Origin of the sequence: Sinomonas flava (assembly GCF_039531875.1) — a bacterium.
GTDB lineage: Bacteria > Actinomycetota > Actinomycetes > Actinomycetales > Micrococcaceae > Sinomonas > Sinomonas flava.
The window spans coordinates 617,177-641,143 of record NZ_BAAAQW010000003.1 but is presented as its reverse complement, the minus strand read 5'-3'; the positions used below and the strand labels follow the sequence as shown (position 1 = coordinate 641,143).

Genomic DNA, 23,967 nt, shown 5'->3' with positions numbered 1-23,967 from the left:
ACTCGCACGGGCCAGCGACATTTCTCGCCGGATCCGCGCCGGTATGATGGATGACCGTGGCTCTCACTATAGGAATCGTCGGTCTCCCCAACGTCGGCAAGTCGACGCTCTTCAACGCGCTGACCCGCAACCAGGTCCTTGCGGCGAACTACCCGTTCGCCACCATCGAGCCGAACGTCGGCGTGGTGAGCCTCCCCGACCCCCGTCTGGACAAGCTCGCCGAGATCTTCGGCAGCGCGCGCATCCTCCCCGCCACTGTCTCCTTCGTGGACATTGCCGGAATCGTCAAGGGCGCCTCGGAGGGCGAGGGGCTCGGCAACCAGTTCCTCGCGAACATCCGCGAGGCGCAGGCCATCGCCCAGGTGATCAGGGTCTTCGACGACCCCGACGTGGTGCACGTGGACGGCAAGGTGGACCCGCGCTCCGACATGGAGACCATCAACACCGAGCTGATCCTCGCCGACCTCCAGACCATCGAGAAGGCCCTTCCGCGCGTCGAGAAGGAAGTCAAGATCAAGAAGCGCGACGCCGCGGAGCTCGCCGCGATCGAGGCCGCGAAGAAGGTCCTCGAGCGCGGGGACACCATCTTCTCGTCCATCGCATCCGACAAGCTCGACATGGACCACCTCAGGGAGCTCAACCTCCTCACGGCCAAGCCCTTCATCTACGTCTTCAACGCCGACGAGGGCATCCTCACGAGCCCCGAGAAGCAGGAGGAGCTGCGCGCCCTCGTGGCCCCCGCCGACGCGATCTTCCTCGACGCCAAGCTCGAGTCGGACCTCGTGGAGCTCTCCGAGGAGGAGGCCCGCGAGATGCTCGAGATGAACGGCCAGGAGGAATCCGGCCTCGACCAGCTCGCGCGTGTCGGCTTCCACACCCTCGGCCTCCAGACCTACCTCACGGCCGGGCCCAAGGAGACGCGCGCCTGGACCATCCACCGCGGAGACACGGCGCCGCAGGCCGCAGGCGTCATCCACACCGACTTCCAGCGCGGCTTCATCAAGGCAGAGGTGGTCCACTTCGAGGACCTGGTCGAGGCCGGCTCCATGGCCGAGGCCAAGTCCCGCGGCAAGGTCCGCATCGAGGGCAAGGACTACGTCATGGCCGACGGCGACGTGGTCGAGTTCCGCTTCAACGTCTAGCCGGGAGAAGGGCCGTCACGCCTCGCAGACGAAGGTGACGGTCCGGATCCGCTCCTCGCGGAGGTTCGCGACCCGATTGCGCGTCATGTCTCCGAAGTTCGCTGCCGAGGAAGGTCGCGAACGTCACCGGCGGCCGCCCCGACTCCGCAAGGCGCGCGGCCATCACCTCGAACCATGCGAGGCCTTCGGCCGAGGAGCCGGTCGGGTCGACGATAGTGGACCCGGCGCCCTCGAGGAATGCCGCCATTTCGTCAGGGGAGGCGAGGAAGCTGGTCGCGCTGTCCCGGGCGACATTCATGCCCACGTGCACGGTGAGGCCCACATCGAAATGTGCATCCGGGAAGTCGAGGGCCGTCGCGTCCCCCACGAGGAAGGCGGTCTCCCCGCCCAGGGCGGGCCATCTCGAGCGTCGCGGTCCGGCCGCGGATGTGGAACTCTGCCTGGACGGACACCGGCGGGCACGAGTTGTTCTCCCCGACGTCACTCCAGGGCCATTCGCCTCAAGGGCCCCGCAACCTCGCCGGGCTAGGCTGGGCAGCGACCGGCCGCGTGGATCCAGCCGTGCCAGCGCGGCAGCCGATGCGGAAGGGCGGTACCCCTCACGTGACGACGACAGAGCCAACCACGCACCTCACCGAGCAGGGGATGGATGATCTCGAGCGCTGGTGGCGGGCGGCGAACTACCTCTCCGTCGGCCAGATCTACCTCCGTGACAACCCGCTGCTCAGGCGGCCCCTCGAGTCCGCGGACGTCAAGAAGCGCCTCCTCGGCCACTGGGGCACCACCACAGGCCTGAACTTCATCTACGCCCACCTCAACCGTGCCATCATCGCCCGTGACCAGGCGATGCTGTTCGTGACCGGACCCGGACACGGCGGCCCCGCAAACGTCGCCAATGCCTACCTTGAGGGCACCTACTCGGAGATCTACACGCGCTTCGGAGACGACGAGGACAGCCTCCGGGAGCTCTTCCGCCAGTTCTCCTATCCTGGCGGCATCCCGAGCCACGCCGCCCCCGAGACGCCCGGCTCGATCAGCGAGGGCGGGGAGCTCGGCTACTCGCTCGCGCACGCCTTCGGCGCCGCCTTCGACAACCCGGACCTCGTCGTCGCCTGCGTCGTGGGAGACGGCGAGGCCGAGACCGGCCCCCTGGCCGGCAGCTGGCAGTCGACCGCCTTCCTCGATGCCGTCCGCGACGGCGCCGTCCTGCCGATCCTCCACCTCAACGGCTACAAGATCGCCAACCCCACGGTCTTGGCCCGGCGCCCGGAGTCGCAGCTGCGCTCCTACCTGGAGGGCCTCGGATGGGCGCCGCGGTTCGTCACCGTCGACGACCCGCAGGACCACAACGGCGCACACCGCGACTTCGCCGCCGCGCTCGATGGCAGCCTCGACGAGATCCGCGCCATCCAGGAGCGGGCACGCGCGGCGGGGGAGCGGCCTGCCCACGAGCCTGCTGCGCCGTGGCCCCTCATCGTGTTCCGCTCCCCGAAGGGCTGGACAGGCCCGGCGGTCGTGGACGGCAAGCCGGTCGAGGGGACCTGGCGCGCACACCAGGTCCCCCTCAGCGGCATCCACGAGAACCCCGAGCATCTCGCCCAGCTCGAGCAGTGGCTGCGCTCCTACCGGCCGGAGGAGCTCTTCACGCACGACGGCGCCCGCTCGCCCGAGCTGGGCAGCCTCGCCCCGCGCGGTGACCGCCGCATGAGTGCCACGCCCTTCGCGAACGGGGGGCGTCTGCTCAACGACCTGCGGCTCCCCGACCCCGAGGCGCACATGATCCCAGTGGAGGCGCCCGGCGTCGTGCGTGCTGGGGCGATGCACAACCTCGGCGAGTGGATGCGCGAGGTGATCCGGGCCAATCCGACGAACTTCCGGCTCTTCGGCCCGGACGAGACGGCGTCCAACCGCCTCCAGGCGGTGTTCGAGGCGACGGACAAGGTGTGGCAGGAGCGCATCGAGGGCGTCGACGAGCACCTTGCCCGGACGGGACGCGTCATGGAGGTGCTGAGCGAGCACCTGTGCCAGGGCTGGCTCGAGGGCTATCTCCTCACGGGACGGCACGGGGTCCTGAACTCGTACGAGGCGTTCGTGCACATCGTGGACTCGATGTTCAACCAGCACGCGAAGTGGCTCAAGGTGCACCGCGAGCTGCCCTGGCGCCTGCCGGTCGCCTCCCTCACATACCTGCTCTCGAGCCACGTGTGGCAGCAGGACCACAACGGCTTCTCGCACCAGGACCCGGGATTCATCGACCACGTGGTCAACAAGAAGGCGGACGTGATCCGGGTCTACCTTCCCGTGGATGCGAACACCCTCGTGTCCACGATGGACCACTGCCTGCGCAGCCGTGACTACGTCAACGTGGTCGTGGCAGGGAAGGCGGCGTCGCTTCAATGGCTGGGGCCCGAGGAGGCGCAGCTTCACTGTGCCCGCGGCATCGGGATCTGGGACTTCGCCGGGAGCGAGGTCGAGGGGGAGGAGCCCGACGTCGTGCTGGGCTGCGCCGGAGACGTCCCGACGGCGGAGGCCGTCGCCGCGGCGCAGATGCTGCGCCGGGACCTGCCCGGACTCAAGATCCGGGTGGTGAACGCCGTCGACCTCATGCGCCTCCAGGACGAGCGGGAGCACCCCCACGGCCTCCCGGACCGCGAGTTCGATGCCCTCTTCACCACCGACAAGCCGGTGGTGTTCGCGTACCACGGCTATCCGTGGCTCATCCATCGGCTCACCTACCGCCGGGCCAACCACGGGAACCTGCACGTGCGCGGCTACATCGAGGAGGGCACGACGACGACACCGTTCGACATGGCGATGCTCAACCGGATCGACCGCTTCCACCTCGCCATCGACGTGATCGACAGGGTCCCGGGGCTCGCGGCCAAGCACGCCGCCCTGCGGCAGCGGTACGAGGACGAGCTTGTCCGCGTCCGCGCGTACACGAGGGAGTTCGGGGAGGACCCGGAAGGCATCCGGGACTGGGTGCTCGAGGAGGGCTGACCGTCCCCGCGCGACGCGATAGATTGCAGGTTCATAACGACAGGAGCCGAAGAGTAACCTCCGCGGAGGTCGCGATGACGGTCCCGTCTAGGCTGTGTGGCACGTGGGTGTCAATGAAGAAGGAGTCGGAATGCGGCGTGGGCGTATCTCCAGGGCTGTAGGAATTGCCGTGCTGGCGGTACTCTCACTCGGCGCGTGCGCGACCCAGAACAGCCCCGCCCCGGGAGCGTCCACAGGGCAGGCGAGCGCCAAGCAGGGCGGCAAGATCACTGTCGTCGAGGTCAACGCCTTCAACTCCTTCAACCCGAACACCGCGACCGGCAACGCCGAGATCAACTCCAAGGTCAGCTATCCGACCCACTCGGGCTTCTACTACATCGACAACAAGCTCAATGTGGTGCGGAACGAGAAGTTCGGCAAGATGGAGAAGGTCTCCGACGACCCGCTGACCGTCAAGTACACCGTGAACGACGGCGTCAAGTGGTCGGATGGCACCCCCGTCACCGCCCATGACCTCTTCCTCCAGTGGGCCGCCTTCTCCGCCTACTACTCCGACGCGGATCCCTCGGCGAAGACCGGCACGAGCTACTTCTCGTTCGCCGGGGACCCGACCGGGCTGAACGCCACGGAGGTTCCCACGATCTCCGACAACGACCGGACCCTGACGCTGAAGTACACCAAGCCGTTCGCCGACTGGGAGATCGCGCTCGGTGGTCCCGCCATCGACGTGCCCGCGCACGTCATCGCAAAGAAGGCCGGGCTGGCCGACGCCAAGGCCCTCACCGATCTCATGAGGGGCATGAAGAAGGGCGACCCGGCCAAGCCGCAGCCCGCGAACGAGACGCTCAAGAAGGCGGCGGAGTTCTACAACACCGGCTTCGACACGAAGACGCTCCCCGCGGATACCTCGCTGTTCCTCTCCAACGGGCCGTACATCGTCAAGGAGATCGTGCCCGACCAGTCCATGACGCTCATCCGCAACAGGGACTATGCGTGGGGCCCGACGCCGAACGCCGATTCGATCGTGGTCCGCTACATCGGCTCTGCGCCGGCGCAGGTCCAGGCCCTGAAGAACGGGGAGGCGGACATCATCGCCCCGCAGGCCTCTGCGGACACGATCGACCAGCTCAAGAGCGTGCCCGGGGCCACGGTGCTCCAGGACAAGCAGCTCGCCTACGAGCACCTCGACCTCAACTTCTCCGGCCCGTTTGCCGACAAGGACGTCCGGACGGCGTTCCTCCTCACGGTCCCGCGCCAGGACATCGTGGACAAGATCGTCAAGAAGCTCGACCCCGAGGCGAAGCCGCTCGACTCGCAGTTCTTCGTCCCCGCCCAGGCGGCCTACGCGAACTCGGTGAAGGACAACGGCTCCTCCGCGTACGACAATGTCGACATCGACAAGGCCAAGCAGCTCCTCTCCGGCAAGCAGCCCGAGATCCGCATCATGTACAACAAGGACAGCCCGAACCGCGTGGACATGTTCACGCTCATCAAGGAGTCCGCCGAGAAGGCCGGCTTCAAGATCGTGGACGGTGGGCTCGGCCGTTCTGACTGGAGCAAGGCGCTGGGCAAGGGCACCTACGACGCGAGCATCTTCGCCTGGTCCAACCCTGGCGTGGGCGTGCAAGGCGTACCGGCGATCTTCAAGGCGGGCAACGACCTGAACTACAACAAGTTCTCGAACGAGGAAGCCGACAAGCTCATGGATGAGCTGATCGGGACCACGGACAAGGGCAAGCAGAACGAGATCATGACCAAGCTCGACAAGATCGTCTGGGACTCCTCGTACGGACTGCCGCTGTTCCAGAACCCCGGAGTCCAGGCCTACAGCGACAAGGTCGACGGCGTCGTGTACAACCCGATGAAGACCGGCGTGTGGTGGAACTTCTGGGAGTGGTCGGTCAAGTAGCGAACGGACAGGGCACCACGCCGCCATGCTGACGTACATTGTGCGGCGGCTCGCAACGGCCGCGCTGATCCTCCTCGGCGCCTCGTTCGTGGTCTACAACCTGACCGCGCTCTCGGGCGACCCGCTCGAGGAGTTCCGCGGGAGCGGGGCGCCCAACGCCAAGCAGCTCATGGACGCGCGCGCGGAGCTCCTGGACCTCGGCACTCCTGCTCCCGTGCGCTACTTCACGTGGCTCGGCGGCGCGGCCCGCTGCCTCCTTCCGGTCGCCGGGGGGTGCGATCTGGGGAAGAACGTCGCGGGCCAGCCGGTCACCGAGGCGCTCGGCGTAGCGCTGGTCCAGACGCTCACCCTGGTCACGGCCGCGGCGGTCCTTGCGATCCTCGTCGGCGTCGCCCTCGGTGTTGTGACGGCCCTGCGGCAGCACGGCGTGCTGGACTACGGGGTCACATTCATGGCCTTCCTCTTCTTCTCCCTGCCGATCTTCTGGGTCGCGGTGCTGCTCAAGGAGTACGGCGCGATCGGGTTCAACGACTTCCTCGCCGATCCCGAGATCCCGTGGCAGGTGTCCGCCGGCCTCGGCGTGCTGGCGGCCCTGGGCGTGGGCGGCGTGGCCGGCGGCCGGCCAAGTCATCGGCTCGCTGCGGGCGGCGCCGCTTTCGTGCTCACGGCGGGCCTGCTCGCGCTGGCCTCGGCCACGCGGTGGTTCGCCCGCCCCGGACTGGGCCTCGTCGTCCTCCTCGTAGCCGGCACCGGGTTCGCGTTCGCCGCCGCGGCACTGGCCGCCGGGCCGAGGAACCGGCGGGCTCTCGTGGCCGGGCTCGCGGCCGTCGCGGTCGGGCTTGCGGTGTATTTCCCGATCCAGGGGCCGCTGAACGGCGCTACGCCGGGCATGATCCTGGTCCTCGGGGTCGTGACCGTGCTCGTCGGCACCGGCCTCGGGTGGCTCGCCGGCGGCTACGACCGGCGGCAGAACATGCGGGTCGCCGGTGCCACCGCGTTGGCGATGGGCGCGATGATCGCCCTCGACCGCTACATGCAGGCGTGGCCCTCCTATGTCGCGGACAGCACCGTGCGCGGCAGGCCGATCGCGACCATCGGTGCGTCGACGCCCAACCTCGGCGGCGACTTCTGGACGGCCGGCATCGACTCGTTCACCCATCTGGTCCTCCCCACGATCGCGCTCGTCCTCGTCTCGCTGGCCGGCTATGCGCGCTTCACGCGGTCGTCGATGCTCGAGGTCATGACCATGGACTACATCCGCACCGCCCGCGCCAAGGGGATGGGGGAGCGCGACGTCGTCCTGCGCCACGCGCTGCGCAACGCACTCCTTCCGATCACCACGGTCGTGGCCTTCGACATCGGCGGCCTCATCGGCGGCGCCGTCATCACCGAGACTGTCTTCTCGGTGCGCGGAATGGGCGTGATGTTCCTCGAGGGCGTCACCCGGGTCGACCCGAACCCCGTCATGGCCGTCTTCGTCTGCACAGCGGCGACCGCCATGGTGTTCAACCTCCTCGCCGACCTCGCGTACTCGGCCCTCGACCCGCGGATCAGGGTGAGGTGACGTGTCCCAGCCAACCCAGCAGAGTGAGCTGCTCGCCGAGCAGGAGGCCCTGGCCCGTCCGAGGACCACAGGTGAGGGTCCCGTCGGGCCGAAGGGCCTCAGCCAGGGCCAGATCGTGAGGAAGCGGTTCCTCCGGCACGGCGGAGCGGTCGTCGGGGTCTCCATCCTTGCCGCGATCCTCGCGCTCGCGTTCACGTCGGTGGGATGGGGGCCCTTCGCAGGCTGGTGGAAGTACGGCCACACGGACATCACACCCCTGGTTCACGACGGCGCACCCACCCTCTCGCTCGCCCCGTTCCGTCTGGGGGAGCACCCCTTCGGCCAGGATCGGATCGGCCGGGACCTCTTCGCGATGACGATGCGCGGTGCCCAGCAGTCCATCACGGTCATGCTCGTCATCGGGCTCATCGCCGGCGCCATCGGCGTCGTGGTCGGGGCCGTGGCCGGGTACTTCCGCGGCTGGGCCGACGCCGTCCTCATGCGGCTGACGGACGTCGTGATCATCGTCCCGGCCCTCCTGCTCGCCGCCGTCCTGTCCGCAGTCGCCGGGCGCCGCGACGAGGGCACCTGGTTCGGGGCCGTCGCGGGGCAGCACGGCGTGCTCCTGCTCGGCGTCTTCCTCGGCTTCGTGCTGTGGGTCGGGCTGGCCCGCCTTGTGCGCGGGGAGTTCCTGACGCTGTGCGAACGCGAGTTCGTCGACGCCGCCCGACTGTCCGGTGCCTCGAGCATGCGCATCATCGTCCGGCACATCCTGCCGAACGCGATCGGCGTCGTGATCGTGAACGTCACGCTCACGATGAGCTCCGCGATCCTGCTCGAGACGGCGCTCAGCTACCTCGGGGTCGGCGTCAAAGCACCGGACACCTCCCTCGGCCTGCTCATCTCCCAGAACCAGGACGCCTTCTCCACGCGACCGTGGCTGTTCTGGTGGCCGGGCGCCTTCATCGTCCTGATCTGCCTGAGCATCAACGTCATCGGTGACGGCCTGCGCGACGCCTTCGACCCGCGCCAGCGGCCGTTCCGCGCCAGTGCTAGGAGCGGGCGGTGACGCCGCGCCCGGGAAGGCCACCCGGCGCCGTCGTTGGCGGATCACGCCCCGGGGGTGAGGAGGGTCGCGACGGCGAGCCCCGCCGTGACCGCCGTCTCGGCCCACGCGACGCGGCGGGTGACCGGGGTGGTGTCCGCGCGTCCGGAATGCGCGGCGCCCGAGGCGAGCGCCTCGGCCCAGCGACTGCGGACGACGGAGGCCGCCTGTCCCGAGTCGGTGTGGGCGAGGTCGCCGGGCCGGACCGAGCGCGCGGGACCGTACGTGCTCTCGGGAAGCCCGTCGACGTGCTCGGGCCTGGCGTGCCTGGCGCCCCAGATGCCCGGTGCGGGCGCCGCCCAGGCCGTGAAGCGGCCGGACCCGGTCACCAGCGTCAGGGCGTACTTCGTGTCCACATGGCCAAGGGCATCCCACGGGACGCCGATGCTGCGCAGCGGGTTGCGGAGTTCGACGCCGGCGTCGCTCACCACGACCGCAGGCCGCCAGAACAGCACCCACCCGGCCGCGGCGAGCAGCAGGAACGGCGCCGCGAACCGTGCCCCGGCCAGTCCCGCCGCGGACAGCGTCAGTGCGAGTCCGGTCGCGGCGAGGCCCCACGTCAGCCAGGCCAGAGCCCTGCTGCTGCGGGCGGCGAGGGTCTCGACGCGGCCCGTGTGCGCCAGTACGTCAGGCGTGAGCGCGGTCATGACCCCATGAAACAGGACGGCGCGCGCCGCCGCCACACCCCTAAGCCGCCGAGGACAGGAGGACGGCCGTGACGGACAGCCCGAGAGACTCGCGGGGCCCCGAGGCGGCGCCCGTCCTCGAGGTCCGCGGCCTGAGCGTGGACTTCGGCGTCGACCGCGCCTGGGTCGCCGCGGCCCAAGGCCTCGACTTCGAGGTGTGCGCGGGCGAGGTCCTCGCCATCGTCGGCGAGTCGGGGTCCGGCAAGTCCGCGAGCTCGATGGCCCTGCTGGGGCTCCTTCCCCCCAACAGCCGCGTCTCGGGCAGCGTCCGCCTCGCCGGGGAGGAGCTTTTCGGCCCGGACCGCAGGCGCCTGCGCGCGTCCCGCGGCAGGGATATCGCTATGGTCTTCCAGGAGCCCATGTCGGCGCTGAATCCCGTCAGCACGGTGGGGGTCCAGATCGTCGAGGCCGTCCGGCTCCACAGGCCACTGGCGCCGCCCCAGGCCCGCGCGAAGGCCCTGGCCCTGCTCGAAATGGTGGGCCTGGGGGAGACCGAGCGGGTGTTCCGGTCGTATCCCCATCAGCTCTCCGGCGGCCAGCTGCAACGCGTCCTGATCGCCCAGTCGCTCTCGTGCAGCCCGAAGCTGCTCATCGCCGACGAGCCGACCACGGCCCTGGATGTCACCGTCCAGGCGGAGATCCTGAGCCTCCTGCGGAGCCTGAAGGACAGCCTCGGCGCGGCGATCCTCCTCATCACCCACGACATGGGCGTGGTCGCCGACCTCGCCGACCGCGTCGCGGTGATGCGCGCGGGCCGGATCGTCGAGACCGGCACGGCCGCCCAGGTCTTCCGCTCGCCACGGCATGCGTACACCCGGGCGCTGCTGGAGGCGGTCCCGCGTCTGGGACAGGGCGGGCGCCGCGCGGACGACGTCGTAGACCCCACCGCCGCGCTCGCAGCCGCGGCGGGCGTGGGCCTCGAGCAGGCCGAGGCGGGCGGGCTCTCGGCGGGCGAACGCGACACCGTCCCGGCTCCCGCCGACGCCGAGGGCCGGCGGGCCCCCCGGGGGGTGCCCGTGCTCGAGCTGCGAGGTGCCGTCGTCGAGTACCCGGGCCGGGGACGTGGACGGGCCTTCCGGGCCGTGCACGGGGTCGACCTCGCGGTGCATCCCGGCGAGGTGGTGGGCCTGGTGGGGGAGTCCGGGTCGGGCAAGACCACGGTCGGACGCGCCGCGGTGGGACTGCTGGCCGTGACGGAGGGTTCGCTCACCGTCGTCGGCCAGGAGATCTCGGGCCTGCGACGGAACTCCCGCCGTCTGCGCGAGGTGCGGCGCTCGGTCGGGATGGTGTTCCAGGACCCGTCCTCCTCGCTCAACCCGAGGCTGCCGGTCGGCGAGTCGATCGGTGAGCCCCTGCTGCTGTCGGGGGCGGCCAAGGGCGCACTGCACGCGCGGGTCGAGGCGCTCCTAGACCAGGTCGAGCTGCCGCGCTCGTACCGGAACCGCTACCCGCATGAGCTCTCCGGCGGCCAGAGGCAGCGCGTGGGAATCGCGCGGGCGCTCGCGCTCGAGCCGAAGCTCATGGTGGCTGACGAGCCGACGTCGGCGCTGGACGTGTCCGTCCAGGCCAAGGTCCTGGACCTCTTCGCGGAACTGCAGCGCGAGCACGGCTTCGCGTGCCTGTTCGTGTCCCACGACCTCGCCGTGGTCGATGCCCTCGCGGACCACATCGCAGTGATGCAGGGCGGCCGGATCGTCGAGCAGGGCCCGCGCGAATCCGTCCTGCGCAACCCTCGGGAGCCCTACACCCAGCGGCTCCTCGCTGCCGTGCCGCTGCCCGATCCCGAGGCTCAGCGGGAGCGCCGCGAACTGCGCGAGCTTCTCGCCGGGCGGCCCCGGGACCAGGAGGAGCCCCAGATCCCCTAGGTCACGGTTTGGCAAAGGATTCTTTCACTTCTCGCGAATGTGGCTAGGCTGTACGAATGTGGGTCGGATCACGTCACCCTGTGTGGCGGGCTCACGGGCTCTCGCATCAGGCCGGGGTCCATTTCCGAGATCGTTAGGAGTTTGAGGGATGCGTCTATCACGCATGTCCAAGGCCTTGGGGGCCACGGCCGCTGTCGCCCTCGCGCTGAGCGCGTGCAGCGGCGGCGGGGGTACTTCTGGGGGCAGTGCCCAGTCGAGCGGCGATCCCAACAAGGTGATCACCGCCTACAGCAATGAGCCGCAGAACCCGCTGCTGCCGGCCAACACCAACGAGGTCTACGGCGGCCGCGTCGTCGACATGCTGTTCGCGGGTCTTCGTGCCTACGACCCCAACGGCAAGCCCGTCAACGACCTTGCCGAGAGCATCGACACGACTGACTCGCAGACCTGGACCATCAAGGTCAAGCAGGGCCAGAAGTTCACCAATGGTGAGGCGATCACGGCCAAGACCTTCGTGGACTCCTGGAACTTCGCGGCCCTGAGCACGAACCTCCAGAACAACAGCTTCTTCTTTGAGTCCATCGAGGGCTACAACGACGTCAGCGCCACCACCAAGAGCACCGGGGCGGACGGCAAGACCACGTCCACTCCAGCTCCGAAGGCGCAGACGATGTCAGGCCTGACCGCCAAGGACGACCAGACGATCCAGGTGAAGCTCGCCCAGCCCGAGTCCGACTGGTCCCTCCGCCTCGGCTACTCGGCGTTCTATCCGCTTCCGTCGGAAGCCCTCAAGGACCCCAAGAAGTTCGGCGAGAACCCGATCGGCAACGGCCCCTACAAGATGGCCAAGGAAACTGGATCCTGGGTCCATGACCAGTCCATCTCCCTGGTGAAGAACGCCGACTACAAGGGCCCGCGTGAAGCCAAGAACGGTGGCATCACGTTCAAGTTCTACACGGATCCGGGTCCGGCCTACACGGACCTCCAGGCCGACAACCTCGATGTCACGGACGTCCTCCCGTCCAACGCGCTCAAGACCTTCGCGAATGACTTCCAGGACCGGAACGCCAACAAGCCTGTGGCCGCCGACTCGACTCTGGACATCCCGGGCTACAACAAGAACTTCCAAGGCGAGGCCGGCAAGCTCCGCCGCCAGGCCCTCTCCTACGCGATCAACCGCGACGAGATCGCGAAGGTCGTCTTCAACGGCACTCGTCAGCCGGCCAAGGGCTTTGCTCCCCCGGTCATCGACGGGTTCACGCCTGACATCCCGGGCAACGAGGTGCTCAAGTACGACCCGACGAAGGCCAAGGACCTCTGGGCGCAGGCCGAGAAGATCCAGCCGTACGACGCCTCCAAGCCCCTCCAGATCGCCTCGAACACCGACGGCGGCAACAAGGAATGGGTCGACGCCGTCGCCAACAACTTCAAGAACAACCTCGGCATCCAGGCCGAGATCCAGCCGTTCGCGAAGTTCGCCGAGGTGCTCAACCTCCGCAAGTCCCAGCAGCTTCCGGGTCTGACCCGCGCGGGCTGGCAGGGCGACTACCCGTCGCTCTACAACTTCCTCGGCCCGGTCTGGGGTACGGACGCCTCGTCCAACTACGAGAAGTACTCGAACCCTGAGTTCGACAAGCTCCTCAAGGAAGGCCTCGCCGCGAAGTCCACGGACGATGCCAACAAGAAGTTCAACCAGGCGCAGGAAGTCCTGTTCAAGGACCTTCCGGGTCTGCCACTCTGGGATCAGAACAAGCCGATCGTGTGGAGCAACCACGTGATCAAGGCCGAGACCGGCTGGAACGGCCAGATCCTCTACTACAACATCCAGGCGAAGTGACGCCGCGCTAGCGTCCTCACCCTTCTGACCGAGGGCCCGGCCGGGTGCCGGGCCCTCGGCCTCTGTTACAACGGAAGGCACACCCATGAAAGTCCCTCTGATCTGGGACGCAGGAGGCAGACGGTGATCCGATACATCCTCCGCCGACTCCTCCAAGTCATCCCCGTCTTCATCGGGACAACCCTGCTCGTCTATTTCATGGTCTTCGCCCTCCCCGGAGACCCCATCGCCGCGCTGTTCGGCGACCGGCAGCCCCCGCAGGGCGTCATCGACGCGCTGCGGGCCCAGTACCATCTCGACCAGCCGTTCATCGTGCAGTACGGTATCTTCCTCAAGAACCTGTTCACCCTGGACCTGGGCGTGGACTTCACCCAGCAGCCCATCGCCGCGACGCTGGCCCGCATCTTCCCCGTCACGGCGATGCTCGCTGTCGAGGCACTGGCCATCCAGGCAGTCTTCGGCGTGCTGTTCGGCCTCTTCGCCGGCCTGCGCCGCGGCGGCATCTTCGACTCCACTGTTCTCGTGGCGTCGCTCGTCGTCATCGCCGTCCCGACCTTCGTGCTCGGCTTCGTGTTCCAGCTCGTGTTCGGCGTCTATCTTGGCTGGGCCAAGCCAACCGTCGGCTCCCAGGCCGACTGGGGCAACCTGATCCTTCCGGCGATCGTCCTGGGACTCGTTTCCTTCGCCTATGTCCTGCGCCTCACCCGTGCCTCCGTCATCGAGAACATGAACGCGGACTACGTGCGGACGGCAACGGCCAAGGGCCTCTCCCGCACTCGGGTGGTCCTCGCGCACGTCCTGCGCAACTCGATGATTCCGGTCGTGACCTATCTGGGCGCCAACCTCGGCGGCCTCATGGGCGGCGCGATCGTGACCGAGGGCATCTTCAACGTGCCCGGAGTCGGCAACAAGCTCTACCAGGCCGTGCTTCGCGGCGAGGGTCCGACCGTCGTGGCGATCGTGAGCGTTCTCGTGCTCGTGTTCGTCCTGGCGAACCTGCTCGTCGACCTCCTCTATGCATGGCTCGACCCGAGGATCCGCTATGAAGCCTGAACGCACGGAAGGCCACTATGTGGCGCCCTTCGAGGAACAGACCCTCGGAGCGACCGACACGCTGCGCGTCGAGGAGGCGCCCCTGAGCCTGTGGGCAGATGCCTGGCGGAAGCTGAGGCGGAGGCCGCTCTTCATCATCTCGGCGCTCATGATCCTCGCCCTCGTCTTCATCGCCCTCTTCCCGGGCGTCTTCACGCAGGTTCCCCCCAACAGCGAGTGCCTGCTCGAGAATTCGGAGGCCGGCCCGCGGGACGGCCACCCGTTCGGCTTCACTTTCCAAGGCTGCGATGTCTTCTCCCGGGTGATCCACGGGACCCAGGCCTCCCTCACGGTGGGCATCCTCGCGGTCCTCTGCGTGCTGGTGGTCGGGGTGACGTTCGGCGCGCTCGCAGGCTACTACGGCGGATGGCTCGACGCCGTCCTCGCCCGCCTCGGCGACATCTTCTTCGCCCTTCCGCTCGTGCTCGGCGCGCTCGTCATCACCCAGCTGCCGCTGTTCCGTGAGAACAAGAGCGTGTGGACGGTCGTCCTCGTGATCGCGATGCTGGGCTGGCCCCAGATGGCCAGGATCACGCGTGGCGCCGTCATCGAGGTCCGCAATGCAGACTTCGTCATGGCAGCGCGGTCCCTCGGCGTCTCGAGGTTCGGGTCGCTCCTACGGCACGTCCTGCCCAACGCGCTGGCGCCCGTGATCGTCCTCGCGACGCTCGAGCTCGGGGTGTTCATCGTGACGGAGGCAACGCTGTCCTTCCTCGGCATCGGCCTGCCCGAATCGGTCATGTCGTGGGGGCACGACATCGCCGCCGCCCAGACGTCCATCAGGACGAACCCGATGATCCTCATCTACCCGTCCATCGCCCTGTCGCTGTGCGTGCTGAGCTTCATCATGCTCGGCGACGCCGTCCGCGACGCCCTCGACCCGAAGAGCAGGACCCGATGACCGAGAAGACCACAGCGCCCTCGGGCCCGGAGATCACGGATGCGGGTGAGCCCGGCGGCCGACCGATCCTCGAGATCCGGGACCTGGAGATCACCTTCACGACAAGCAGCGGCGACTTCAAGGCCGTGCGGGACGCGCACCTGAAGATCATGCCGGGCGAGACGCTCGCGATCGTCGGCGAATCCGGCTCCGGCAAGTCGACGACGGCGCTTGCCGCCATCGGGCTCCTCCCGACCAACGGGCGGGTCACCGGGGGGCAGATCCTGCTCGACGGTGAGGATGTCGCGCACGCCCCCGAGAAGCGCCTGATCGAGCTCCGCGGCAACACGATCGGCATGGTCCCGCAGGACCCGATGTCCAACCTGAACCCGGTGTGGAAGATCGGCTACCAGGTGCGGGAGACGCTCAAGGCGAACGGACGCCCGGACGGTCCCGCCGACGTCGCGCGCGCCCTCGCGGATGCCGGCCTGCCGGACGCGGAACGCCGTGCGAAGCAGTTCCCGCACGAGTTCTCGGGCGGCATGCGCCAGCGGGCCCTCATCGCAATCGGCCTCGCGTGCGCCCCGAAGCTTCTGATCGCCGACGAGCCGACCTCGGCCCTCGACGTCACAGTCCAGCGCAAGATCCTCGACCACCTCGAGACCATGACGGCGGAGCGGGGAACCTCAGTGCTCCTCATCACCCATGACCTGGGCCTGGCCGCGGAGCGCGCGGACAAGGTCGTGGTCATGTACCAGGGCAGGGTCGTCGAGGCCGGGCCGTCGCTCGAACTGCTGCGGAACCCGCTCCACCCGTACACGCAGCGGCTCGTGGCCAAGGCCCCCTCGCTCGCGTCGCGGCGCATCCAGGTGGCCAAGGAGGCCGGGATCGAGCCGACCGAGCTCCTCACGGCCTCGGAGGAGGCCAAGGAACGCGCGGCCGAGAAGGCCGAGGCCGCCGCCGCGGAGGCCGTCGAGGCCGAGGCCGTCCCGGCAGAGGCCGCCCCGAGTGTCCCGACCGATGACGCGCTGATCGTCGAGGACCTGACCAAGGTGTTCAAGCTGCGCACGGGGCTCGGCCGCGGGACCGATTTCACCGCGGTCGACGGCGTGAGCTTCCGTGTGCAGCGCGGCACCACGACGGCGATCGTGGGGGAGTCGGGATCCGGCAAGTCGACCGTTGCCCAGATGGTGCTCCAGCTGCTGAAGCCGACCTCCGGCCGGATCGTGTTCGACGGGATCGACACCTCGACTCTGGACAGGAAGCAGCTCTTCGCGTTCCGCCGGCGCGTCCAGCCGATCTTCCAGGACCCGTACGGGTCGCTCGATCCGATGTACAACATCTACCGGACGATCGAGGAGCCCCTGCGTACCCACAAGATCGGGGACAGGGCTTCCCGTGAGCTCAAGGTCCGCGAGCTGCTCGACCAGGTAGCCCTGCCGCAGTCGGCGATGCAGCGCTACCCGAACGAGCTCTCGGGCGGCCAGCGCCAACGCGTGGCGATTGCGAGGGCGCTCGCGCTGGACCCCGAGGTGATCATCTGCGACGAGGCGGTCTCCGCGCTCGACGTTCTCGTCCAGGCCCAGGTGCTCAACCTCCTCGCGGACCTGCAGGAGCGACTCGGGCTGACGTACCTCTTCATCACCCACGACCTCGCGGTGGTCCGGCAGATCGCGGACAACGTGTGTGTCATGGAGAGGGGCACGCTGGTCGAGACCGGAACGACGGACTCCGTGTTCAACTCGCCGCAGCAGGAGTACACGAGGGCCCTGCTGGACGCGATCCCCGGGGGCAAGCTCCTCCTGCCCCCCGAGGTCGCCTGAGGCGGCGGCCACGGCAAGGAAGGCGAGGGCCCGGGCGCTGTGCGCGCCCGGGCCCCTGCGTCAGTCCAAGGCGAGGCCCTGTGCAGCCAGCGAGTCGGCGAAGATCGGCGTCAGCCGGGCCATGCCGGAGGCCTTGAGGTGGACCCCGTCGGCGAGCTCGTCGGCGAGGCCGTAGCGCGAGATCCAGTCCCCGCAGCCGACGAACGGAACTTCGAGGCGCGCCGCGATGCGGCCGAGGAGGGCGTCGACCTCGGTGCGGCGGCCGCCGCCGTCGGCAGCCGACTTCGACAGGGTTCCGACCATGAGCCGCTTCGAGTGGGGATAGGCGGTGCGCAGCTCGTCCAGGATCGCGACGGCACCCTTCGTGATCGCCGCATCGGAGGACCTGCGGGTCGCGTCGTTGCCGCCGCCCTGGACCACCACGAGTCCGGGATCGCCGTAGGGCAGGAGCCAGTCGCCGAGGCGGAGGGCGTCGTCGTAGTCGTGCACCGCGGCCGTGCCGACCGAGAAGCCCGTTCCGCCCTTTCCCGCGAAGTAGACGCTGTATCCGGCCTTCTCGAGGCCGCGCCGCACCCAGCTGTCCGTGGGTTCGGACTGGGAATCGCCGATCAGGACTGCGGTCCGGGCCAGATCCCCGAGGATCCTCTCGCGCCGGCCGGTGGCAGGGTCGGCGTACAGCGACCCGAGCGGGAGGAGGGCCGGCGGCGTGAGGCGACGGGCCGACGTCGTGCGCGGGGCGAGCACGAGCGGGGGCGTGGCGAAGGGCACACCGGCGGACGACGGGGGGGCGACGGCGGAGGCGGGCGTGGCGACGGCGGAGACGGGCGCGCCGGATGAGGCGAGCGCGACGGCGAGGGCTGCCGTGGCGACGCGGAGCCTGCCTGGTCCCATGGGTCCTCCGGTGCGGTGACAACGGGTGCGGTGCGAACGCCCGTTGTCCCATCATGCTGGGTCGCGGCGTCTGGTGCCACTCGGTCTTCCCAGGGCTCCCGCCCGGCGCCCGGAAGGGCGTTTGCTCCGGGAGGGGTAAAATGTAGTTGCTGGCCCTTAAGAGGGTCTGTTCCGTTGTGCCTCCGGCCGGGCCACCCCGAGCCGCATGAGGACGCGGACCGCCGCGACCCCACATCCGAAGTGAGCCTCACACGCATGACTGAAACTGTGTCCACCGCCTCTCGCACCGATCTCCGCAACGTCGCCATCGTGGCGCACGTCGACCACGGCAAGACCACCCTCGTCGACGCCATGCTCCGGCAGACCAACTCCTTCGCCGCCCACGGCGACGTCGAGGACCGCGTGATGGACTCGGGTGACCTCGAGCGTGAGAAGGGCATCACGATCCTCGCCAAGAACACGACCGTGCGCTATGCCGGTCCGTCCGCGGCCGAGGTCGGCGAGCCCGACGGCATCACGATCAACGTCATCGACACCCCGGGCCACGCCGACTTCGGCGGAGAGGTCGAGCGGGGCCTGTCCATGGTCGACGGCGTGGTGCTGCTCGTGGACGCCTCGGAGGGCCCGCTGCCCCAGACGCGCTTCGTGCTCCGCAAGGCACTCGCCGCGCACAAGCCCGTGATCCTCGTGGTGAACAAGACCGACCGGCCCGACGCGCGCATCGAGGAGGTCGTCCACGAGACGATGGATCTCCTCCTCGGCCTCGCCTCGGACCTCGCGGACGAGGTCCCGGACCTCGACCTCGACAAGGTCCTCGACGTCCCGGTGGTCTACGCTGCTGCCCGCGCCGGCGCCTCCTCCCTCGAGCAGCCCGCCGACGGCTCGATCCCGGACAACGACAACCTCGAGCCGCTCTTCGCGACCATCCTCAAGCACATCCCGGCGCCCACGTACGACCCCGAGGGTGTTCTCCAGGCGCACGTGACCAACCTGGATGCGTCGCCGTTCCTCGGCCGCCTCGCGCTCCTGCGCATCTACAACGGCACGCTCCGCAAGGGCCAGCAGGTCGCCTGGGCCCGCCACGACGGGACCATCAGGACCGTCAAGATCACCGAGCTGCTTGCCACCCGCGCCCTCGACCGGGTCCCGGCCGAGTCCGCCGGCCCCGGCGAGATCGTCGCGGTCGCCGGCATCGAGGAGATCACCATCGGCGAGACGCTCACCGACGCGGACAACCCGCAGCCGCTCCCGCTCATCACGGTCGACGACCCCGCGATCTCGATGACGGTGGGCATCAACACGTCCCCGCTGGCCGGCCGCGTCAAGGGCGCGAAGGTGACCGCACGCCAGGTCAAGGACCGCCTCGACAAGGAGCTGATCGGCAACGTCTCGATCCGCGTCCTGCCCACCGAGCGTCCGGACGCGTGGGAGGTGCAGGGCCGCGGCGAGCTCGCCCTGGCCATCCTCGTCGAGCAGATGCGCCGCGAGGGCTTCGAGCTCACGGTCGGCAAGCCGCAGGTCGTGACGAAGAAGGTCGACGGCCAGGTCCTCGAGCCCATGGAGCACATGACGATCGACGTCCCGGAGGAGTACCTCGGCGCGGTCACGCAGCTCCTCGCGGCCCGCAAGGGGCGCATGACCAACATGGCCAACCACGGCACGGGCTGGGTCCGCATGGAGTTCATCGTCCCCTCCCGCGGCCTCATCGGCTTCCGCACGAAGTTCCTCACGGACACCCGCGGCGCGGGCATCGCCTCCTCGATCTCCGAGGGCTACGAGCCGTGGGCCGGGGACATCGAGTACCGCACGAACGGTTCGCTCGTCGCGGACCGTGCCGGCGTCGCGACCCCGTTCGCGATGATCAACCTCCAGGAGCGCGGCACCTTCTTCATCCAGCCCACGGCCGAGGTCTACGAGGGCATGATCGTCGGCGAGAACTCGCGCGCCGACGACATGGAGGTGAACATCACCAAGGAGAAGAAGCTCACCAACATGCGCTCCTCCACCGCGGACAACTTCGAGGGGCTCACCCCGCCGCGGACGCTCACGCTCGAGGAATCCCTCGAGTTCGCCCGCGAGGACGAGTGCGTGGAGATCACCCCCGAGGACATCCGCATCCGCAAGGTGATCCTCGACGCCAACGAGCGACTCAAGGCCGCGCGCAACCGCTCGCGTTCCTGACTCACCCCGTCCGACGGCGGTCGGCGGCTCCTGCACGGAAGCCGCCGGCCGCCGCCGTGCGTGTCCCGGCGACCGCGGGGGAGTGGTTCCACTCGCCGCGGATCCGCTGGAGCAGCCGGTGGGCCGGATCCATGATCATGAGGTCCGACCAGAAGGCGCGGACCAGCGTGACGCCGGATCCGTCCTGCGTCCCCATCCGCGCCCACAGCCGGGGCAGGGGCGTCGGCGCGAAGGCCAGGGCCGCGCTCGCGTGGCCCATCCTGTCCCGCTGGTACGCCGACGAATCCGTCTGGATGCACGGGACGCTCCGCTGCACCGTCTCGCCCGAGGCCAGGTGCCGCTCGAGGACCGCCGTGAAGCGCACGGTCGCCCTGAACTCCCCGAAGGGCGCGAGATCCAGGGCCGCTAGCCCGACGTCGAGGCGGAGCGCGCCGTCGGCCGCGCGCACGCCCACCCGGTCGAAGCGGGCCTCCTGGAAGACCATCGGCGGGAGCCCGGAAGGCGCGAGCCTTCCCAGGGCACTGAGCAACGACATGGCGTGGACCTCCGGCGCAACCTCGATATTTCTATTCGATGGATAAAATGTAGCGCAGTGTGGTCTTCGGCACAACGCTTCCTGCTAGGGCTTCTCCCGCTGGCCCCGGGGCGGCGGGGGAGGCGGCACCGGCTTCGCCGCAACGACGTCGGCCAGGCGCACGACGGCGTCGCCCCGGCGGGTGCGGATCGTCGCCGTCGTCTCGCCGCAGTCCACGAGATCGCCGAGGGCGTCCGTGAAGCCGTCCTCGATCCTGCTGCGGACGACGACGCGCGTGCCGGCTGGGAGCGAGCGAAGCAGGTCGATGGGGGAGTCGGGCACGCTCCATCGTAGGCAGGGCGGGCGCGGCCGGCGGCCCGCTCGCTGCCCGGGCGGCCGAGTGCTACGGCCTGTGTCCGGTGGAGTAGCGTGCGGGAGCCGGGGGATAATAGGCTCGACCGGCCGCGGACATGCCGCAGGAAGACGCCAGCAGTGCGGCCGGAACAGAGAGAGGGTGCACCGTGACATACGTGATCGCGCAGCCGTGCGTGGATGTGAAGGACAAGGCCTGCGTCGAGGAGTGTCCTGTCGACTGCATCTACGAAGGCGAGCGGTCCCTGTACATTCACCCGGACGAGTGCGTCGACTGCGGTGCCTGCGAGCCGGTGTGCCCCGTCGAGGCCATCTACTACGAGGACGACGTGCCCGACGAGTGGAGTGACTACTACAAGGCCAACGTCGAGTTCTTCGACGACCTCGGCTCCCCGGGCGGCGCCGCCAAGCTCGGCAACACGGGCAAGGACCATCCGCTCGTCGCGGCCCTTCCCCCGCAGAACCAAGACCACTGACCGTGCGGAACGAGCCGGGCGCCGACAGCGCGGCACGAACGGCCTCCTCGATTCGACATCCCTCCAGCTTCGGCCTGGACCTCCCCGACTACCCCTGGGAGGCCATGCGGCCCTACGCGGCCACGGCGGCCGAGCATCCGGGCGGGGCGGTCAACCTCTCCATCGGGACACCGGTGGACCCGACGCCCGAGGTCATCCAGGAGGCGCTGCGCGCCGCGGCGGACGCGCCGGGCTACCCGACCGTGCACGGCACGCTGGCGCTGCGCGAGGCGGTCGTCGAATGGTTCGCGCGGCGGCGCGGTGTCACCGGGCTCGACGAGCAGGCGGTCATGCCGACGGTCGGCTCGAAGGAACTCGTGGCCTGGCTTCCGTTCCTGCTCGGCCTCGGCGAGGGCGACGTCGTCGTCCGGCCGTCCGTGGCCTACCCGACGTACGACATCGGGGCGCGGCTCGCAGGGGCCACGGCCGTGGCGGCCGACAGCCTCGACGAGCTCGATGCCGGCACGCTCGCACGCGTCCGCCTCGTCTGGGTCAACTCCCCGGGCAACCCGACGGGTGCGGTGCGGAGCGCGGACGAGCTGCGTGCCGTCGTCGACCGCGCCCGGTCCCTGGGCGCCGTCGTCGCCTCCGACGAGTGCTACGCCGAGCTCGGGTGGGGGGCCTGGGATGCGCAGCGCGGCGGCGAGGCCGTCCCGTCAGTGCTCGATCCCCGCGTGAGCGGCGGGGACCTGATGGGCCTCCTGAGCGTCTACTCGCTCAGCAAGCAGTCGAATCTGGCAGGGTACCGCGCGGCCTTCGTCGCGGGAGCGCCCGAGCTGATGCCGAACCTGGTCAACAGCCGCAAGCACGCGGGCATGATCATGCCCTTCCCGGTGCAGGAAGCGATGCGGGTGGCGCTCGGCGACGACGCGCACGTCCTCGCCCAGAAGGACCTCTACCGGGCCCGGCGCGAGCGGCTCCTGCCCGCGCTCGAGGCGTTCGGCCTCACCCTGTCCCACTCCGAGGCGGGCCTGTACCTGTGGTGCACCGCCGGTGAAGACACCTGGACAACCGTCGGCCGCCTCGCGGAACTGGGCATCGTCGTCGGGCCTGGCGTGTTCTACGGCGCAGCGGGCTCGGGCTTCGTCCGCGTGGCCCTCACGGGAAGCGACGAGCGCATCGACGCCGCCGTGGAACGCCTCTCCGCGCGCTAGTCCAGCAAGTGTGCGGCACCTCACAGGAGGCCGGGTATCGATTAGTGCCTGCCGGGATCTGGGAGTAGCTTAGGAACGTTGCGAGCTACCTCTTGAAGGGGAACCATGACTGAGATGAACGGCGCACTGCTGCGCCACGAGGGCGGAGATCTCGAGCTGCCCCGCATTCGCGCCGTTGAGGGCAATGACGGCTATGACGTCTCCAAGCTCCTCAAGGAGACCGGCGCCGTCACCTTCGACCCCGGGTTCATGAACACCGCGGCCACCACGTCCTCGATCACCTTCATCGACGGCGATGAGGGGATCCTCCGGTACCGGGGCTACCCCATCGAGCAGCTGGCGCAGCACTCGAGCTTCCTCGAGGTCTCCTACCTCCTCATCTACGGGAACCTCCCGACCTCCGCCGAGCTCGACGCCTTCGACCAGCGGATCCGCCGGCACACCCTCCTGCACGAGGAGCTCAAGAGCTTCTTCGCCGGCTTCCCGCGCGATGCCCACCCGATGCCCGTCCTGTCCTCGGCCGTCTCCGCGCTGTCGACGTTCTACCAGGACTCGCTCGACCCGTTCAACGAGGAGCAGGTGGAGCTCTCCACCATCCGGCTCATGGCAAAGCTCCCGGTCATCGCCGCGTACGCCCACAAGAAGTCGATCGGGCAGGCGCTGCTGTACCCGGACAACTCCATGAACCTCGTGGAGAACTTCCTCCGCCTCTCCTTCGGTCTCCCGGCGGAGCCCTATGAGCTCGACCCGCTCGTGGTCAAGGCCCTCGACACGCTCCTCGTGCTGCATGCGGACCACGAGCAGAACTGCTCGACGTCCACGGTCCGCCTCGTCGGCTCCGCGAACGCGAACATGTTCGCGTCCGTGTCCGCGGGCATCAACGCGCTCTTCGGCCCGCTGCACGGCGGCGCCAACGAGGCCGTGCTGAACATGCTCCGCCGCATCCAGGCCGAGGGCATCAAGCCCGAGGACTTCATGGAGAAGGTCAAGAACAAGGAAGACGGCGTCCGCCTCATGGGCTTCGGCCACCGGGTCTACAAGAACTACGACCCGCGCGCGAAGATCATCAAGGCGACGGCCCACGAGGTCCTCGGCAAGCTCGGCGGCAACGACGAGCTCCTCGAGATCGCCATGCGCCTCGAGGAGAAGGCTCTCGCGGACGACTACTTCATCCAGCGGAAGCTCTACCCGAACGTGGACTTCTACACGGGCCTCATCTACAAGGCGATGGGCTTCCCGGAGAAGATGTTCACGGTGCTCTTCGCGATCGGCCGCCTCCCCGGCTGGATCGCCCAGTGGCGCGAGATGATCAAGGACCCGCAGACCAAGATCGGGCGCCCGCGCCAGCTCTATGTCGGCGAGGCCAAGCGGGACTACCCCTCCCGCTGACCCACCCCACCCGTTTCGGGTACAGATCCCCACGGGATTTCGGCTTCTCGGGTACGACGACGGCCGGTG

The 23,967-nt window shown here is 69.0% G+C and carries 19 protein-coding genes; 14 read left to right on the top strand and 5 right to left on the bottom strand.

Annotated features, from left to right (window positions below; translation table 11 throughout):
- The first annotated feature begins 56 nt into the window (after positions 1-56).
- Positions 57-1,142 (top strand): redox-regulated ATPase YchF, encoded by a 1,086-nt coding sequence (gene ychF, locus ABD298_RS05625; protein ID WP_344298667.1) that lies wholly within the window; start codon positions 57-59, stop codon positions 1,140-1,142.
- Here the strand turns inward: ychF and ABD298_RS05620 are convergent.
- Positions 1,132-1,509: a hypothetical protein gene (locus ABD298_RS05620; RefSeq protein ID WP_344298666.1), complete on the bottom strand. Its 378-nt coding sequence runs from the start codon at positions 1,507-1,509 to the stop codon at positions 1,132-1,134. The genes ychF and ABD298_RS05620 overlap by 11 nt on opposite strands.
- 212 nt (positions 1,510-1,721) lie before the next feature.
- On the opposite strand from ABD298_RS05620, the gene ABD298_RS05615 reads away from it, so the two are divergent.
- The 4 genes from ABD298_RS05615 (at position 1,722) to ABD298_RS05600 (ending at position 8,663) form a co-directional block, all read left to right on the top strand.
- On the top strand, positions 1,722-4,142 hold the full coding sequence (locus ABD298_RS05615; RefSeq protein WP_425564346.1) for a phosphoketolase family protein: 2,421 nt from the start codon (positions 1,722-1,724) through the stop codon (positions 4,140-4,142).
- 130 nt (positions 4,143-4,272) lie between these two features.
- Positions 4,273-6,051 carry an ABC transporter family substrate-binding protein gene (locus ABD298_RS05610; RefSeq protein WP_425564325.1) on the top strand — a complete coding sequence of 593 codons (1,779 nt, stop codon included), beginning with the start codon at positions 4,273-4,275 and terminating at the stop codon, positions 6,049-6,051.
- 25 nt (positions 6,052-6,076) lie between these two features.
- Positions 6,077-7,615, top strand: a complete 1,539-nt coding sequence (locus ABD298_RS05605) for an ABC transporter permease (RefSeq protein WP_344298663.1) — start codon at positions 6,077-6,079, stop codon at positions 7,613-7,615.
- A gap of 1 nt (position 7,616) precedes the next feature.
- Complete coding sequence (locus tag ABD298_RS05600) at positions 7,617-8,663, top strand: ABC transporter permease (protein ID WP_425564324.1); 1,047 nt, start codon at positions 7,617-7,619, stop codon at positions 8,661-8,663.
- A 41-nt stretch (positions 8,664-8,704) separates the two neighbouring features.
- Here ABD298_RS05600 and ABD298_RS05595 read toward each other — a convergent pair whose 3' ends face one another.
- A complete protein-coding gene (locus ABD298_RS05595; RefSeq protein ID WP_344298662.1) occupies positions 8,705-9,346 on the bottom strand; it encodes a PH domain-containing protein in 642 nt (213 codons plus the stop codon).
- 68 nt (positions 9,347-9,414) lie between these two features.
- Between ABD298_RS05595 and ABD298_RS05590 the strand changes: the two genes are divergently transcribed.
- The 5 genes from ABD298_RS05590 to ABD298_RS05570 all read left to right on the top strand — a co-directional run bounded on the left by ABD298_RS05590 (position 9,415) and on the right by ABD298_RS05570 (position 16,882).
- Positions 9,415-11,250: an ABC transporter ATP-binding protein gene (locus ABD298_RS05590; protein ID WP_344298661.1), complete on the top strand. Its 1,836-nt coding sequence runs from the start codon at positions 9,415-9,417 to the stop codon at positions 11,248-11,250.
- A gap of 148 nt (positions 11,251-11,398) precedes the next feature.
- A complete protein-coding gene (locus ABD298_RS05585; RefSeq protein ID WP_344298660.1) occupies positions 11,399-13,087 on the top strand; it encodes a peptide ABC transporter substrate-binding protein in 1,689 nt (562 codons plus the stop codon).
- Positions 13,088-13,210: 123 nt separating this feature from the next.
- Positions 13,211-14,140 (top strand): ABC transporter permease, encoded by a 930-nt coding sequence (locus ABD298_RS05580; RefSeq protein WP_344298659.1) that lies wholly within the window; start codon positions 13,211-13,213, stop codon positions 14,138-14,140.
- Positions 14,130-15,080, top strand: coding sequence for an ABC transporter permease (locus tag ABD298_RS05575; RefSeq protein WP_344298658.1), 951 nt, complete (start codon positions 14,130-14,132; stop codon positions 15,078-15,080). The genes ABD298_RS05580 and ABD298_RS05575 overlap by 11 nt, the downstream gene beginning before the upstream one ends.
- Positions 15,077-16,882 carry a dipeptide ABC transporter ATP-binding protein gene (locus ABD298_RS05570; RefSeq protein ID WP_344298657.1) on the top strand — a complete coding sequence of 602 codons (1,806 nt, stop codon included), beginning with the start codon at positions 15,077-15,079 and terminating at the stop codon, positions 16,880-16,882. Before ABD298_RS05575 ends, ABD298_RS05570 begins: the two co-directional genes overlap by 4 nt.
- Positions 16,883-16,942: 60 nt before the next feature.
- Here the strand turns inward: ABD298_RS05570 and ABD298_RS05565 are convergent, their stop codons facing one another.
- On the bottom strand, positions 16,943-17,773 hold the full coding sequence (locus tag ABD298_RS05565; RefSeq protein ID WP_344298656.1) for an SGNH/GDSL hydrolase family protein: 831 nt from the start codon (positions 17,771-17,773) through the stop codon (positions 16,943-16,945).
- A 255-nt stretch (positions 17,774-18,028) separates the two neighbouring features.
- Between ABD298_RS05565 and typA the strand changes: the two genes are divergently transcribed.
- On the top strand, positions 18,029-19,954 hold the full coding sequence (gene typA / locus ABD298_RS05560) for a translational GTPase TypA (protein ID WP_344298655.1): 1,926 nt from the start codon (positions 18,029-18,031) through the stop codon (positions 19,952-19,954).
- A 1-nt stretch (position 19,955) separates the two neighbouring features.
- Here the strand turns inward: typA and ABD298_RS05555 are convergent, their stop codons facing one another.
- Both ABD298_RS05555 and ABD298_RS05550 read right to left on the bottom strand, forming a co-directional pair.
- The gene (locus ABD298_RS05555; protein ID WP_344298654.1) at positions 19,956-20,489 is read right to left on the bottom strand and encodes a hypothetical protein; all 534 of its coding nucleotides are present in this window, start codon (positions 20,487-20,489) and stop codon (positions 19,956-19,958) included.
- 84 nt (positions 20,490-20,573) lie between these two features.
- Positions 20,574-20,810: a putative acetyltransferase gene (locus ABD298_RS05550; RefSeq protein ID WP_344298653.1), complete on the bottom strand. Its 237-nt coding sequence runs from the start codon at positions 20,808-20,810 to the stop codon at positions 20,574-20,576.
- A 179-nt stretch (positions 20,811-20,989) separates the two neighbouring features.
- Between ABD298_RS05550 and fdxA the strand changes: the two genes are divergently transcribed.
- The 3 genes from fdxA to ABD298_RS05535 all read left to right on the top strand — a co-directional run bounded on the left by fdxA (position 20,990) and on the right by ABD298_RS05535 (position 23,898).
- Positions 20,990-21,316: a ferredoxin gene (fdxA, locus tag ABD298_RS05545; protein ID WP_208709542.1), complete on the top strand. Its 327-nt coding sequence runs from the start codon at positions 20,990-20,992 to the stop codon at positions 21,314-21,316.
- A gap of 50 nt (positions 21,317-21,366) precedes the next feature.
- A complete protein-coding gene (gene dapC / locus ABD298_RS05540) occupies positions 21,367-22,509 on the top strand; it encodes a succinyldiaminopimelate transaminase (RefSeq protein ID WP_344299053.1) in 1,143 nt (380 codons plus the stop codon).
- 105 nt (positions 22,510-22,614) lie between these two features.
- The gene (locus ABD298_RS05535; protein ID WP_208709538.1) at positions 22,615-23,898 is read left to right on the top strand and encodes a citrate synthase; all 1,284 of its coding nucleotides are present in this window, start codon (positions 22,615-22,617) and stop codon (positions 23,896-23,898) included.
- The last annotated feature ends 69 nt before the right edge of the window (positions 23,899-23,967 follow it).

Coding starts and splice junctions, on each gene's coding strand:
- ABD298_RS05555 (WP_344298654.1), bottom strand. CDS start 20,489: ATGTCGTTGCTCAGTGCCCTGGGAAGGCTCGCGCCTTCCGGGCTCCCG.
- ABD298_RS05615 (WP_425564346.1), top strand. CDS start 1,722: ATGCGGAAGGGCGGTACCCCTCACGTGACGACGACAGAGCCAACCACG.
- ABD298_RS05565 (WP_344298656.1), bottom strand. CDS start 17,773: ATGGGACCAGGCAGGCTCCGCGTCGCCACGGCAGCCCTCGCCGTCGCG.
- ABD298_RS05595 (WP_344298662.1), bottom strand. CDS start 9,346: ATGACCGCGCTCACGCCTGACGTACTGGCGCACACGGGCCGCGTCGAG.
- ABD298_RS05605 (WP_344298663.1), top strand. CDS start 6,077: ATGCTGACGTACATTGTGCGGCGGCTCGCAACGGCCGCGCTGATCCTC.
- typA (WP_344298655.1), top strand. CDS start 18,029: ATGACTGAAACTGTGTCCACCGCCTCTCGCACCGATCTCCGCAACGTC.
- ABD298_RS05570 (WP_344298657.1), top strand. CDS start 15,077: ATGACCGAGAAGACCACAGCGCCCTCGGGCCCGGAGATCACGGATGCG.
- ABD298_RS05575 (WP_344298658.1), top strand. CDS start 14,130: ATGAAGCCTGAACGCACGGAAGGCCACTATGTGGCGCCCTTCGAGGAA.
- ABD298_RS05585 (WP_344298660.1), top strand. CDS start 11,399: ATGCGTCTATCACGCATGTCCAAGGCCTTGGGGGCCACGGCCGCTGTC.
- ABD298_RS05535 (WP_208709538.1), top strand. CDS start 22,615: ATGACTGAGATGAACGGCGCACTGCTGCGCCACGAGGGCGGAGATCTC.
- ABD298_RS05610 (WP_425564325.1), top strand. CDS start 4,273: ATGCGGCGTGGGCGTATCTCCAGGGCTGTAGGAATTGCCGTGCTGGCG.